Origin of the sequence: Phytopseudomonas daroniae, assembly GCF_004327285.1 — a bacterium.
GTDB classification, from domain to species: Bacteria; Pseudomonadota; Gammaproteobacteria; order Pseudomonadales; family Pseudomonadaceae; genus Aquipseudomonas; species Aquipseudomonas daroniae.
In genome coordinates this window covers 13165-27729 of the sequence record NZ_QJUI01000005.1, presented here as the reverse complement: position 1 = coordinate 27729, position 14565 = coordinate 13165, and the positions used below count along the sequence as shown (strand labels likewise).

Sequence of the window (14565 nt, the reverse complement as noted above, 5' to 3'; positions counted from 1 at the left end):
ATCCTCAGAGGAAGTTGTTCAGCAGACCGGCAGGCAGCATCAGATCGAAGGCCTCGCGGAACAGCAGGAAGATGGCAGCCGAACTGATTACCGAAATCAGCAGGTAGCTCAGGTGTCTGGGTTTCTGGCGGACAGGCGTCAGCACCAGAAACTGCAGGTACAGATAGATCACCGTCATGACCGGGAAACCGACCGGGCCGAGCAAGGCGATGTAGCCCAGCATCAAGCCCAGTGTCAGTAGCACGGTCTTGGGTTCGATGATTTCCTTGGGGGCTGCCTCGGTGGGCAGCTCCGGCAGATCACTGCTCCCTTGGCTGGCAGCTTCGGTGCGGGCCTGCGGCTTTTGCGCCAGTGCAGTGAGTAGCTGCATCGCACCCAGCAGAAGCATCAGGCCGGCCAGCAGTATCGGAACGGTTCCGGCGTCGACGCCATCATGCCCCGGCAGTTGGTAGGCCATCACCAGGTAGGCGAGGCTGGCGCCGATCATGGCGATACCGATGGTCAGCTCTTTCTTTTTCGTGGTGGTACTCATATGAAACCTCGAAGAACGAATGCGTAGCGCTGCGCCCGAGCTATCGGGCCAGCGCTACGTAATGACTCACTTGCCCTGGCGCAACTGATCCTTGAACTGCATGAAGTCTTCGCGGGTCTTGGCCAGGATTGCCTTGGATTCTTCGGTACCGAAGTAGGCAACCGGCTGTTTGAATTTCTTCAGGTCTTCGGCGTATTCCGGCTTCTCGGTGATCTGTTTCATGATGTCAGCCATCTTCTCGACGATGGCCGGGTCGGTACCTTTCGGGAAGGCCACCACGTAGGGTTTGTCGAGGCTGATGTCCACACCCTGCTCCTTGAGCGTCGGGATGTCGCCCAGCAGTTCGTTACGTTCGTCGTTGGGCTGGCCCAAGGCGAGCATCTGACCACCGTCGATGTAGTCTTGCAGGGAGCCGTAACTGATCGCACCCAGATCGAGGCGGCCGCCTAGCATGCCCACCACGCGGTCAGACACGGTACCGCCATCGACCATCTTCAGTTTGGTGCCGGTAACCTTTTCCAGCATCAGGCCCTGAATATGGGAAAAACTGCCCATTTCCGTGCCATAGGTGATGCTGCCTGGCTTGGCCTTGGCCTTCTCGATCAGGTCTTTCATGCTGGTGATCCCGGACTGCTTGGAAGCAGCGAAGATTGCGCTCTTGTCGACACCAGCGATGCAGGCAACATCGAAGGTCTCGTAGCTGTCTTCAGTCAGGCCGGCCACTTCATTGACGATCAGTTGGCCCGGGTGGGTGAAGAGGATGGTATTGCCGTCGGCTGCTGCACCTTTCACCTGTTCGGCTGCGAGAGTACCGCCGCCGCCTGCGATGTTGGTGACGACCATGGTTTTGCCGGTGATCTGGTTGAAGTACTTGGCCATCATGCGGGCGTTGAAGTCGCTGTCGCCGCCAGGGTTGGCGATCACCACCACCTGGACGGGGCGGGTTGGCCATTTGACGTCATCGGCGATAGCGGCCGAGTGGGTGCCGATAGCACCCATGCCGACCATGGCAGAGAGGAGGGAGGCGCGGAATATTTTTTTCATTGGAGGCTCCGGATTGAACTGAGGGTCGTCAGCATTGGTTGACGCATGATTTGCGGCTTGGAAAGCAACGTGTCCATGACGCTCTGCAGGCGAGCGCCCAGGCACGAACTGATACCTGGCGAGGGGGGAGCGTCAGGTTATCGGGCAATTCCTGGTCGCGCTGGCGATGGCAGTGCAGCGAGGTAACTGGACTCAGGCGCATGGCGAAAACTGCCAGCCATTGGGGTGATCACCGAGGTGCCGAAGCGAATCGACACAGGCGTGGTGTGCGGGGTGGGCGCTTAAGGTCTTGGGCATGACCTTGCCTCTATTGTTATTAGTTGTGTCATACGTTGTCGTATGACTTTGCAGATTAGTATCAAGCTCATCCGTGCATGTCAACGCAGCAATCGGTCAGGATGTTGTGACCTTTCGTTACAGAGGCTCCTGGTATTCTTGAGTTGAATCAATATCTCTCAAGGAACTGGTCTCGGATGTAAAATATTTTCAATTGTCGTACGATAACGTATGTCAAGCAGAAAGCACCCGCACCTCTCATGTAAAGCGCCACAGGCCGTGTTTCGCCACACAGCCCTGCCACTATAAAAACACTGAGGCACTTGATTGATGATTCTTTCTGCCACCCAGCACATATTCATCTGTGCGCTTTTAGGTTCCCCGTCCATTCAGCCAAGCGCGCCGTCCTCGATGTCGGCCTGATTCGTCACCGGAGCATTGTGTGCCGGTGTGATTTCGAAATCATTGGATGATCAGCCAGATGCCAACAGCCAGAGCGAGTCGGGTGCGCTATAGCATCTTGCTGATGTTGTTTCTCGTCACTTCGGTGACCTTCGCCGACCGCTCCAGCCTGTCGATTGCCGGTGCGGCCCTGCAAGCGGAGCTGGGGATCGGTGCAGTGACCCTGGGCTATATCTTCTCGGCTTTCGGCTGGGCCTACGTGGTGGCACAGATCCCTGGCGGCTGGCTATTCGACCGTTTCGATGTCAAGCGTGTCTATGCCATCGCCCTGTTCGCCTGGTCGCTGCTGACCCTGTCGCAGGCCTTCGTCGGTTTCTTGCCGCTGGCCTGGACAATCGCCACGCTGTTCCTTCTGCGGCTGGCGGTGGGGCTCGCCGCGGCGCCCTGTTTTCCCGGCAATGCACGCATCATCGCGGCCTGGTTCCCGACCGCTGAGCGTGCCACCGCCACGGCCGTTTCCGCCTCCGCACAGTATTGCTCGACCGCGCTGTTCGCCCCGCTGATGGGCTGGGTGGTACAGGCTATGGGCTGGCAGTACGTATTCATCGTGCTCGGCTGTTTCGGTCTGCTGTTGTGCGTCTTGTGGCTCAGGATCATCCATGGCCCGCGCGACCATCCCGGAATCAGTGCCGCGGAGTTCGCCCACATAGAGACGGGCGGCGGGCTGATCGACCTGCACCCGCTGCAGAACCGCAGCGGGCGCTCGCAGCGCGGTTATCTCTGGCTGCTGTTGAGTCAGCGCACCTTGCTGGGCATCTATGCCGGACAGTTCTTCAGTAATGCAACGACCTACTTTTTCCTGACCTGGTTTCCGGTCTATCTGATCCAGGTGCGCGGCATGACCCTGATAGGCGCGGGTTTCGCCGCGGCGCTGCCGGCGATCAGTGGTTTCGTCGGCAGCCTGTGCGGCGGTCTGCTATCCGACGGCCTGCTACGTCGTGGCCACTCCCTGACACTGGCGCGCAAGTTGCCGATTGTTTCCGGTATGGCGCTGTCGTCCAGCATGGTGCTCTGTATCTACGCCGACACCGATACGGCCGTGCTGGCGCTGATGGCTCTGGCGTTCTTCGGCAAGGGGTTCGGAACCCTGGGCTGGACGCTGGTCGCCGATACCTCGCCGCGGCAGATCATCGGCCTCTCCGGTGGGCTGTTCAATACCTTCGGCAACCTGGCGGCGATCACCACGCCAATCGTGGTCGGCTACCTGGTGAGCCGTACCGGTTCTTTCGATCTGGCACTGACCTATGTGGCGGTTAATGCCTTGCTGGCGGCGTTCTGTTATCTGTTTCTGGTCGGCCGGATCCAGCGCATCGAACTGGACGACGAGCCGGTGGATAGCGCCGTAGCCGAGGCACCGAAGTCGCGCTGACGAATTTCCGAGGAGAGCAATGTCCATGAGCAATCTGAATCCTGTGCTGCTGCAGTCGCTTGAGCAGGTCGTCGGCGAAGCCGGCCTGATCCGTGATGACGAGCGCATGCAGAGCTATCTCAGCGACTGGCGTAATGCTTATCGTGGCAAAGCGGCACTGGTCGTTCGTCCCGCCTCCACCGATGAAGTGGCGGCGGTCGTACGGTTGTGTGGCGAAGCCGGGGTGACCCTGGTGCCCCAGGGTGGCAATACCGGTTTGTGCGGCGGCTCCATTCCCGACGACTCGGGTTGCCAGGTGGTGCTGTCGCTGACCCGGATGACCCGGATTCGTCAGGTCGATCCGGCCAACGAGACCATCACCGTCGAAGCGGGCGTGATCCTGCAACACCTGCAGGAAGCCGCTGCGCAAGTGGGCCGGCTGTTCCCGCTTTCGCTGGGTGCCGAGGGCAGTTGCACCATTGGTGGCAATCTGGCCACCAATGCCGGTGGTACGGCGGTTTTGCGCTACGGCAATATGCGCGACCTGACCCTGGGCCTCGAAGTGGTGCTGCCCGATGGGCGAATCTGGGATGGCTTGCGTGGCCTGCGCAAGGACAATACCGGCTACGACCTCAAGCACCTGTTCATCGGCTCCGAGGGCACGCTGGGGATCATCACGGCGGCCGTGCTCAAGCTGTATCCCGCCGTGCGCAGCCGCACCACCGCCTGGGTCGCACTGCCGAGCCCGCAGGCGGCTGTCGATCTGATCGGGCGCATGCGCGCCCTGTGCGGTGATCGCCTGACCGGCTTCGAACTGATGTCGCGGCAGAGCGTGGAGTTCGTCCTGCGGCATGTGGCTGGGTGCAACGACCCATTCACCGAGGTTCATCCCTGGTATGTGCTGATCGAGCTGAGCGACACCCTGGTCGATGCGTCGCTGGCCGAGATGCTGGAAAGCGGTTTGGGCGAAGCGCTCGAACAGGGCGAGGCACTGGACGCCGTGGTGGCTGGCAGCGAAGCCCAGGTTGCGGCACTATGGAAGATGCGCGAAGGTATTTCTGAAGCGCAGAACCATGAAGGGCCGAGCCTCAAGCATGACATCAGCGTCCCGGTCAGCAGCATTCCGGCCTTTATCGAGGCCGCTGACCGCAAGCTGCAGGAGGCGTTTTCGGGCGTGCGCATCGTTGCCTATGGCCACGTTGGCGACGGCAACCTGCACTACAACATCAGCAAACCGCCGGGCAGCGATGATGTGCTTTTCAAGGCCCAGGCCGAGGCGATCATGCACGTCATTTACGGGGTTACCCGCGACTTCGCCGGCAGCATCAGCGCCGAGCACGGGCTGGGCCAGGCCAAGCGTGAGGCTGCGCGTCATTACAAGCATCCGCTGGAACTGGAACTGATGCGCACCCTCAAGCAGGCGCTGGATCCCGCAGGGCTGATGAATCCGGGCAAGCTGCTCTGATTCTATGATTGGCTCGTGCTGGAGCGTCAACGAGCCCTAGAGTTCGCCATTGTGCTGAAGGATACTGGCCGACCTTCTGGGACATGAATAAGGACGTTTCTCGTGCGCCTCCTGCTGCTGCCTCTGCTTGCCATCGCCGTACCTGCGCTGGCCGATGTGCGTATCGATGACCTCACGGCAAAACGCAGCGACTGGGAAACCTATCGCTTTCCGCTGCTGGTTGGCGATAGCCCCGCCATCGGGCGCATCAACACCTTTCTGCATGCCCTTGAGTTGCAGGCGCTTCCCGGGCGCTTCGCCAAGTCGCCGTTCGAGAACGTACAGCCCAAGGAGGGCGAAATCTGGGGTGTGAATAGCCTCGATTATCAGGTTCTTGGTCAGGGGCCGGGCTATCTGTCCCTGAGCATCGACGGTGAGTCTACGGGCGCCTACACCAGTCAGAGCTCGCGCAGTTACAACTTCGACCTGGCCAGCGGCCGCCCCATCGGGTTGCCGCAACTGCTAACACCGGAAGGGCTGCTGCGTTTGCAAAGTGAGGTGCAAGGCCTGCGGGCCAAACGCATGGAGGACTTCCTCAAGGCGCTGCCGCCAAGCAAACCTGGTGAACCCGAAAGTCTGAGTGAAGACGAGCAATGGCTGGAAGGGCAGCGCAACATGTATTCCTACTGTCTGGATACGCGCCGCGATACCGGCCTCGGCTATGACCGAGTGCAGTTAGGCAACGATAGGCTGACTCTGATTGCCGAGAGCTGCGCCAACCACGCCAGTCGTGCCCTCGATGACCTTGGCGAATTTCCCAACAGCTTCAGCTACAGGGCCCTGAACGATGATCTAAGCCCCTACGGACGCTGCCTGTTGCTGGAGCAGCGCGGCGACTGTGCGCTACCGGCCAATACTTCCGCGCAAGGTGTTTATCACGGCACCCTTGGGCGCTACCCGATCACCCTGGTGCTCGAGTATCTGTCTGCCGGTCACCGCCTGTCCGCGAGCTACTTCTACGACAAGCATGCCAAGCGCATCGAGCTTGGTGGCGAGCATCAGCAGGACTTCGTCACCCTCTACGAAAACAGCGAGCCACCGGCCCGCTTCGAGCTCGAGTTCCAGGCTGATGGCAGCCTGAAAGGCACCTGGCAGCAGGGCGGCAAGCCGGCGCTGGATGTCCAGCTCACCCCGTGACCTCGGTCGACAAGGAGAACCTATGTGGCATCTGGTATGTGGCGACAATGCGGTAGCGGGTGTGACCCATGTGATCGGGCAGCAGGCTGCCGATGAAGGACTGCGGGTAATGCGTGACGACCTGGCGGTCGGCCCGCTGGGCGATGTCGACGCACCACCCTGTGCGGAGCGCGTGGCGTTCTGGAGCGCTGTGTGGCCTGAGGGCGTAACGCCGGTTCCGGATTTCGCTGCAGAGCTGCCCGCCGATGCGCAGTGGATCGCCGGCCTTACCCAGCAGGGGCGTCCCGTCACCGTCTGGCATGGCGACAGTGCCAGCGAACAGCTGCTGCTGGCCCGGGTGGCACATGCGCTGGAGAGCAGTGATGTACTGTTGCTCGAGGTGTCCTGTGGCACCGGCAACAGCTGGGTACAGAGCCGCAAGGCGGTCGCCATGCACGCACCGCAGGCACTGTTCGCACTGGCCAAGCCTCGCCCGGTCGATTCAGAACGTCGTGCAGCGCTGGCAGCACAGTGGTGCGCAGCGGCGGTAGATGGCGGCCTGATTCATCGTTGGCAGGCGGGAAATTTTGCGGCTGAGGATTACCAGGCCGTCGACGCCGCCCTGGTGCGTCACGCCCGAGCGGAGCCGCAACCGCTGGCGCGCGTCATGGCCGAGGTGATGGCGCGTAACGACGGTTTCTTCGCCAGCGATTACTTCCTGTTCTGGCGTGCCCGCGAGTTGGCTGCAGCGGGGCAACTGGTGCTCAGCGGCGAGTCGGGTGAGCACGGCTATTCGTCGATGCTGGCCCGTCGCGGCTCCTGACTCAGCCGCGAAAGAACTCTCCCGGCGTGGCACCGAACTGCTGGCGAAACGCGGCGATGAAGGCCGAGGTGGAGTCGTAGCCGCAGAGCAGCGCTACGTCGGTGACGCGCTGGCCCTGTTCCAGCGGCGTCAGCGCACCGAGCAGACGCAGGCGTTGGCGCCAGGCGCGGAAGGTCAGGCCGGTGTCACGCAGGAACAGGCGGCTCAGGGTCTTTTCCGACACGCCCAGGCTTTCGCCCCAGGCCGCCAGCGAGCGATCATCGTCCGGTCTTTTCTGCAGACGACTGCACAGCGTGCGCAGGCGTGCATCGCTCGGCAGTGGCAGCGACAGATGCACTTCGGGCGCCGCCCGCAGGCGGTCGAGCAGTACCTGTGCGAGCCGGCCGTCCGGGCCCGTTTCATCGTATTCCACCGGCAGTTCGCAGAAGCTGCGGATCAGTTCGCGGGTCAGGGCATCCACACCGAGCACGCGGCAACTGCCGGGCAATGGATCGACACGGTTGTCGTCCAGGTAGAGGCTGCGCATTTCGGTATTCGGCGAGCTCAGCACCTCGTGTTCCAGGCCCGCGGGAATCCAGATGGCCCGCTGCGGGGGCGCGACGAAGCTGCCGACCGCGGTGCGCACATGCAGCACGCCCTGGATGGCGTAGGTCAGCTGCACCCACGGGTGATTATGACGCGGCGTGCCGGTCTGCCGGGGCAGGGATTCATTACGCGCGTACAGCGGCCGCGGCAGGCGCTGCAACTGGGGAATACTGCGTTCGGCAATCGCGTTGTGTCCGTTAGGCGACATGATCTGGCTTTATGGCGTTAGTCGGCAATGAAGGCTCAGGGTAGAGTGGGCGCCTTTCTATGGCAACTGCCTGCCTTCGTCTGCTCGGAATTCTGCCCATGGCCCGCTCCCGTCTGCTGCCCGACAACTTCACGCTGACCCTGATCGCCGTCGTCGCCACCGCCACCTTCCTGCCCGTCAGCGGCGATGCGGCGGTGGCCTTCGGCTGGATTACCAACCTGGCCATCGCCCTGTTGTTCTTCCTGCACGGCGCCAAGCTGTCGCGTGAGGCCATCGTTGCCGGTGCCGGCCACTGGCGTCTGCACCTGCTGGTGTTCAGCTGCACCTTCATTCTCTTCCCTCTGCTGGGGCTGGCGCTCAAGCCGTTGCTGTCGCCAATGATCGGCACCGAGCTGTACCTCGGCATGCTCTACCTGTGCGCCTTGCCGGCTACGGTGCAGTCGGCCATCGCCTTCACCTCCCTGGCACGCGGCAACATTCCCGCGGCGATCTGCAGCGCGGCGGCCTCCAGCCTGTTCGGCATCTTCCTCACGCCGTTGCTGGTGGCGTTGCTGATGGATGTGCACGGTGACGGTGGCTCGACCCTGGATGCCATCGGCAAGATCACCCTGCAACTGCTGGTGCCCTTCATCGCCGGCCAGATCGCCCGGCGCTGGATCGGCGCCTGGGTAGGCCGCAACAAGAACTGGCTGAAGTACGTCGATCAGAGTTCGATCCTGCTGGTGGTCTACACCGCCTTCAGTGCGGCGGTGGTCGAAGGCCTGTGGAATCAGGTGTCCTGGCCGACCTTGGCGGCACTGGTGTTCGCCTGCTGCCTGCTGCTGGCCCTGGCGCTGGGTATCACCGCGCTGCTGGGCAAATGGTGCGGCTTCAACGTGGAAGACCGTATCACCATTCTGTTTTGCGGCTCGAAAAAGAGCCTGGCGACTGGCGTGCCGATGGCCCAGGTGCTGTTCGCCGGCAGCAGCATCGGCCTGATGATCCTGCCGATGATGCTGTTCCACCAGATCCAGCTGATGGTCTGCGCGGTGCTTGCTCAGCGCTATGCCAAGCGTCCGGAATCCGTGGACGAGGGTTTGCAAGCCAAGGTGTGACGGCCATGCGTGCGCCGTCCGATCCGTAGGGTGGGTGGAGGCGCGCTATATATTCGATGACGAAGCTGGTGTCGCGCGCCGTAACCCACCGCAGGGGTTATCGGTGCAATGTCGGTGGTGGGTTACAGCGCCCCTGGGAATGGTGTCTGTGCCGGCTACCGACGTGGCGCTTGCACCCACCCTACGATTGCGTCTCTTCATCCTCGCGAATGCGATACCACGCCACATACAACGCCGGCAGGAACAGCAGGGTCAGCAGGGTGGCGCTGAAGATGCCGCCGATCATGGCGTAGGCCATCGGTCCCCAGAACACTTCGCGGGCGATGGGGATCATGCCCAGGCTGGCTGCGGCGGCGGTCAGCAGGATCGGCCGTCGGCGGTGCTGGGTGGCTTCGACCACCGCTTTCCAGGGCGAGTCGCCGGCGCGTTCGAACTCATCGATCTGGGTCACCAGGATCACCGAGTTGCGGATGATGATGCCGATCAGCGCCAGGATGCCGAGGATGGCCACGAAGCCCATGGGCGTGCCGGTGGGCACCAGGGCCAATACCACGCCGATCAGCCCCAGTGGCGCCACGCTGAACACCAGGAAGGTCTTCGCTACGCTGTGCAGCTGGATCATCAGAAAGGTGGCCATCAGGAACAGCATCAGTGGCAGCACGCTGGCGATCGGGCCCTGGGCCTTGCCGCTTTCCTCCACGGTGCCGCCGGTGGCGACGCTGTAGCCGTTCGGCAATTGATCCGAGAATTTGCGGATGTCCGCTACCAGGTCGGTGACCAGATCGGTCGGTTGGATATCGCTGGCCACAGCGGCCTTGAGGGTAATGGTCGGCTTGCGGTCGCGGCGCCAGACCAGCGGTTGTTCCAGCTCGTAGCCCACGCTGGCGAAGGCGCGCAGCGGAATGGCCACGCCGCTCGGGGTGACGATCTGCAGGTTCTCCAGGGTCTGCGGTGAGCTGCGTTCGCTGTCTTCGGCACGACCGATCACGTCGATCAGGTAGATGTCGTCCTTGACCTGGGTGACCGTGGTGCCGCTGACGATGCTGTTCAGCAGGTTGGCGACGTCCTCCGAGGACAGGCCGAACTGGCGCGCCTTGTCCTGGGCGATGTCGATGCGCAACACCTTGCCCGGCTCGTTCCAGTCGTAAACCATTTCGCCGATGTCCGGGTTCTTGTCCAGCAGCGCCGCCAGTTCCAGGGCGTGTTTGCGCACCTGGTCGACATCCGCGCCGCTGATCCGATACTGGATCGGCCGACCTACCGGCGGGCCCATTTCCAGCGGCTGGACGAAGCTGCCGATGCCGACGAAATCTTCGCGCAGGCGTTTCTTCAATTTGCCGACCAGCCGATCGCGGGCGTCGATGTCCTGGCTGACGATCACCAACTGGGCGTAGAACGGATTCTGCAGTTGCTGATCCAGCGGCAGGTAGAAGCGCAGGGCGCCCTGGCCGATGTAGGTGCTCCAGCGGGCGATGTCCGGATCGTCCTTGAGGCTGGCTTCGAGGCGGTCGACCTGGGCGCGGGTCTCGTTGATCGAGGCGTTTTGCGGCAGGTTGAGGTCGACGAGAATTTCCGGGCGATCCGAGGCGGGGAAGAACTGGCTCTGCACCAGGGTCATGCCTGCCAGAGAGGCGGCGAACATGGCCACCGTCAGGCCGATCGTCCACCAGCGGTGCCGCATGGCCAGCAGCAGGCCCTTGTCGAAGGCGCGGGCGATGCGTCCCGGGCCGCTTTCCTTGGCCTTCATGCGCTTGGGCAGGATATGCACGGCGATCACCGGGGCGAATACCACGGCCACCAACCAGGACAGCGACAGCGCCACGGCGATCACCGCGAACAGGGTGAAGGTGTATTCGCCGGCCGAGCTGGCATTGAGGCCGATGGGCACGAAACCGGCCACCGTCACCAGGGTGCCGGTGAGCATCGGGAACGCCGTGGAGGTGTAGGCGAAGGTGCCGGCGTCGTGCAGCGAGTCGCCTTTTTCCAGGCGCGTGACCATGATCTCGACGGTGATCATGGCGTCATCCACCAGCAGGCCAAGGGCGATGATCAGCGCGCCCAGGGAGATGCGCTGCATGGTGATGCCGCTGTACTCCATGAACATGAAGGTCATGGCCAGCACCAGCGGGATCGAGCAGGCGACCACCAGGCCAGCGCGGATACCGAGGCTGACGAAGCTGACCAGCATGACGATCAGCACGGCCTCGAAGAGTGCGCGGGTGAAGCCGCTGACGGCTTCGTCCACCACTTCGGCCTGATCCGACACCACATGCACGCCAACGCCCACCGGCAGATCGGTGGTCAGCTCGTCCATGCGCGTGTGCAGGGCCTTGCCGAAGGTCTGGATGTTGCCGCCGTCGCGCATGGCGATGGCCAGGCCGATGGCAGGCGTGCCGTTGAAGCGGAACAGCGATTGCGGCGGGTCGACATAACCGCGGCTGATCTCGGCGATATCGGTCAGGCGATAGAAACGATCATCCAGGCGCAGGTTGACGTTGCGCAGGTCGGCTTCCGAGGCGAACTGGCCACTGGTGCGTACGGAAATACGCTCCGGGCCGGCTTCGATCACGCCGGAGGGCGTCACCGCGTTCTGCGCCTGCAGGCTCTGGATAACCTGGCTCTGGTCGATACCCAGAGCGGCCAGCTTGCGGGTCGAGAAAGTGAGGTAGAACACCTCGTTCTGCTGGCCGACCATCTGCACCTTGCCCAGGTCGGGCACGCTGCGGATCTCGGCACGCACCTGTTCGACGTAGTCGCGCAGGGCCCGCATGCTCAGTCCGTCGCCGGTAAAGGCGTAGATGGAGCCGAACACATCGCCGAATTCGTCGTTGAACGAAGGGCCCTGCAAGCCCTGGGGAAACTCGCCGCGGATGTCGTCGACCTTCTTGCGCACCTGGTACCAGATGTCGGGAATATCGCCGGCCTTGGTGGTGTCGCGCAGGAACACCATGATGGTCGACTCGCCGGGCCGTGTGTAGCTCTTCACGTAGTCCAGGGAGTCCAGTTCCTCGAGTTTCTTCTCGATGCGGTCGGTGACCTGGTTGAGCGTCTCGTCCACCGTGGCGCCTGGCCAGCGGGTCTGGATGACCATGGTCTTGATGGTGAAGGAGGGGTCTTCCTCGCGGCCCAGGTTCATGTAGGAAATCACCCCCATGAGCAGGGACACGAACAGCAGGTACCAGACGAACGACTGATGCCGCAGCGCCCAGTCGGAGAGGTTGAAGCCGTTCTTGCGCGGCGCCTGCTGATTCATGGTGCCACGCCCTCATCGATGCGTACTGCCTGGCCGTCCTTGAGCTCGCTCAGGCCGGCGCTGACCACTTTGTCGCCAGGGGCCAGGCCCTCGACGCTGATTTGTTGACCTTCGCGGCCGACTATCCGTACGGCGCGCGGGTGCACGGTTTTCGCCGCCGTGTCGATGACCCACACGCGGGGCTGGCCGTCGATCTCCTGCAGCGCACCTGCCGGCAGCTGGCTGCGCGGCGTCTGCTCGCGGGAAAGGCTGATGGCGACCGCGGTGCCCAGGCGCAGGCCGGGGGGCGTGTCTTCCAGGGTCAGGCGCGCGCGGCGGGTGCGGGTCTCGGCGTCGGCACGCGGCCCCAGCTCGCGGAGGTGGCCGCGAGTGGCGATGCTCGGGTCGAGCTGGGAGACGACGTTGAACTTCACCCCGTCGTCCAGGGCGTCGGCCAGCTCCACGGGTAGGTCGAAAACCGCTTCCTTGACGTCTGGGCGGGCCAGGGTTACGACTTCCTGGCCGGCACCGACCACCTGGCCGGCCTCCACGTGCCAGGCCGTCACCACCGCATCGAATTCGCTGTTCAGGGTGCCGTAGGCGAGCCGGTCGCGGGCCTGCCGCGTGGCGGCTTCGGCCTGGTCGCGGTTGCTGCGGGCGCTGCTCAGTTCGGTCTGCGCCTGTTCCAGCACGGCCTTGGCGCCGACGCCCCGGTCGAACAGTTCCTGCTGGCGGCGGGCACTGGCCTGGGCGTTGATCCACTGCGCTTCGCTACGCGCCTGATCGCCTTCGCTGGCACGCAGGGCGTTCTGCTGATCGGTCGGGTCGAGGGTGGCCAGGGTCGTGCCGGCCTTCACTTCGGCACCGGCGTCCACCAGGCGCTGGGCGACGCGGCCGCCGACACGAAAGCCCAGCGTGCTCTGCACCCGAGCCTCGATGGTGCCGGCGAAGCGGCCCAGAATCTGCTGGTTCTGTTGTTGCACCTCGGTATACAGCACCGGGCGGATCGGTTCGGGCTTCTCCTCCTCGGCGCAGCCTGCCAGTAGCACGGCTGCGATCAGGGCTATACCGGTACCAGGCCGTTGAAAAGCGTAGGCGAGGAAGTCAGCGCAAGGCGAAAGTAGCCGAGAAAGCGGAGTGTACGAGTAGTACATGAGCATTTTGAGGCTGCTTTCAACGCCGTGCTGGCGACGCAGGTAGTTTTTCAGCGGTCTGGCAGGTCTCATGGCTGTTCCTCCTGCCTGCGCGCCTCGGCGACTTCCACCTTCTGGCCCGGGTGCAGCAGTTGCCCGCCGGCCACCACCACGCGATCGCCATCGTCCAGGCCGCCGCGGATGATCACCTTGTCGGTCAGGTAGCGACCGACCTGCACCGGCTGCAGCTGCGCGACATCGTCGTCGCCAAGCCGCCATACCGCCGGTTCGTGCTCGGCCTTGGTCAGCGCCGACCAGGGCAGCTCGACGCTGCGGTTGGTCTGGTTGCGCACATGAGCACTGACGGTGGCACCCAGGGTCATCGCCGCCGGCACCTGCTCCAGGCCGACCTTGACCTGCAGCGTGCCGCTCTGCGCCGACACCTGGGGATTGACCTCGCGCACCTTGCCTTCGGCACTGATATCCGGGTTGTCCAGCAGGCTGACGCGCAACGCCTGGCCGGGCTCGACGAGCAGGGCTTCATAGACGTTGAACACCGCGTCGCGCTCACCTTCACGGGCCAGGCCGAAGATCGGCGTGGCCGCCTGCACCACCTGGCCCACCTCGGCCTGGCGGGCGGTAATGACCCCATCGCTCTCGGCGCGCAATTCGGTGTAGCCGCTTTGTTCACGGGCGTCGGCCAGTTGTGCTTCGGCCGCGGCCAGGCTGTTGCGCGCGCTGCGTTCGCTGGCCAGGGCGCTGTCGTATTCGCTGCGGCTGGTGTATCCCTTGGGCAGCAGCTGTTGCTGGCGCCAGAGGTTGGCCGCACTCAGTTTTACCTGGGCCCGCGCGGCTTCGGCGGCAGCCTCGGCGGAGCGCACCGCGTTGCGTTGATCCTGTGGATCGAGCCGGGCCAGTACCTGGCCGGCCTGCACGCTGTCGCCGACATCGACCAGGCGCTCGGTGATCTTGCCGCCAATGCGGAACGACAGGTCGGTCTGTACCCGTGCCTGTATATCGCCGGTGAGTGTGGCGTCCGCCGCGTAGTCGATCTGGCTGACCGTCGCCACCTTGACCCGTGGGTGCTGTGGCTCGGGCGGCGTCTCGTCGGCGCAGCCGGCCAGCAGCACGAATGCCAGCAAGGCCCCGGCAATACGAGACGAAGCGAAGATCGGTACGGGTGGCATGCGGGCTCCGGCACGGCAGGA

Annotated in this window: 11 protein-coding genes; 5 read left to right on the top strand and 6 right to left on the bottom strand. The window is 63.5% G+C overall.

Features of this window, described 5'->3' with window-relative positions; translation table 11 throughout:
* Nucleotides 1-4: 4 nt before the first annotated feature.
* Complete coding sequence (locus DNK06_RS06730; RefSeq protein ID WP_131179268.1) at nt 5-532, bottom strand: tripartite tricarboxylate transporter TctB family protein; 528 nt, start codon at nt 530-532, stop codon at nt 5-7.
* Nucleotides 533-598: 66 nt separating this feature from the next.
* Complete coding sequence (locus tag DNK06_RS06725; protein WP_131179267.1) at nt 599-1576, bottom strand: tripartite tricarboxylate transporter substrate binding protein; 978 nt, start codon at nt 1574-1576, stop codon at nt 599-601.
* 757 nt (nt 1577-2333) lie between these two features.
* On the opposite strand from DNK06_RS06725, the gene DNK06_RS06720 reads away from it, so the two are divergent.
* The 4 genes from DNK06_RS06720 (at nt 2334) to DNK06_RS06705 (ending at nt 7105) form a co-directional block, all read left to right on the top strand.
* On the top strand, nt 2334-3683 hold the full coding sequence (locus DNK06_RS06720) for an MFS transporter (RefSeq protein ID WP_131179266.1): 1350 nt from the start codon (nt 2334-2336) through the stop codon (nt 3681-3683).
* A gap of 25 nt (nt 3684-3708) precedes the next feature.
* A complete protein-coding gene (locus tag DNK06_RS06715; RefSeq protein ID WP_131179265.1) occupies nt 3709-5127 on the top strand; it encodes an FAD-binding oxidoreductase in 1419 nt (472 codons plus the stop codon).
* A 102-nt stretch (nt 5128-5229) separates the two neighbouring features.
* Nucleotides 5230-6303: a hypothetical protein gene (locus DNK06_RS06710; protein ID WP_131179264.1), complete on the top strand. Its 1074-nt coding sequence runs from the start codon at nt 5230-5232 to the stop codon at nt 6301-6303.
* Between the two features lie 22 nt (nt 6304-6325).
* Nucleotides 6326-7105, top strand: coding sequence for a DUF1835 domain-containing protein (locus tag DNK06_RS06705; RefSeq protein ID WP_131179263.1), 780 nt, complete (start codon nt 6326-6328; stop codon nt 7103-7105).
* A gap of 1 nt (nt 7106) precedes the next feature.
* Here the strand turns inward: DNK06_RS06705 and DNK06_RS06700 are convergent, their stop codons facing one another.
* Nucleotides 7107-7898: an AraC family transcriptional regulator gene (locus tag DNK06_RS06700; RefSeq protein WP_131179262.1), complete on the bottom strand. Its 792-nt coding sequence runs from the start codon at nt 7896-7898 to the stop codon at nt 7107-7109.
* Nucleotides 7899-7996: 98 nt separating this feature from the next.
* Between DNK06_RS06700 and DNK06_RS06695 the strand changes: the two genes are divergently transcribed.
* Nucleotides 7997-8992, top strand: coding sequence for a bile acid:sodium symporter family protein (locus DNK06_RS06695; RefSeq protein WP_131179261.1), 996 nt, complete (start codon nt 7997-7999; stop codon nt 8990-8992).
* Between the two features lie 181 nt (nt 8993-9173).
* Here DNK06_RS06695 and DNK06_RS06690 read toward each other — a convergent pair whose 3' ends face one another.
* From DNK06_RS06690 to DNK06_RS06680, 3 genes are read right to left on the bottom strand one after another with little or no spacing between them, the layout of a single operon-like run.
* Nucleotides 9174-12245 (bottom strand): efflux RND transporter permease subunit, encoded by a 3072-nt coding sequence (locus DNK06_RS06690; RefSeq protein WP_131179260.1) that lies wholly within the window; start codon nt 12243-12245, stop codon nt 9174-9176.
* On the bottom strand, nt 12242-13450 hold the full coding sequence (locus tag DNK06_RS06685) for an efflux RND transporter periplasmic adaptor subunit (protein ID WP_242674693.1): 1209 nt from the start codon (nt 13448-13450) through the stop codon (nt 12242-12244). Before DNK06_RS06685 ends, DNK06_RS06690 begins: the two co-directional genes overlap by 4 nt.
* The gene (locus DNK06_RS06680; protein WP_131179259.1) at nt 13447-14544 is read right to left on the bottom strand and encodes an efflux RND transporter periplasmic adaptor subunit; all 1098 of its coding nucleotides are present in this window, start codon (nt 14542-14544) and stop codon (nt 13447-13449) included. The genes DNK06_RS06685 and DNK06_RS06680 overlap by 4 nt, the downstream gene beginning before the upstream one ends.
* Between the last annotated feature and the right edge of the window lie 21 nt (nt 14545-14565).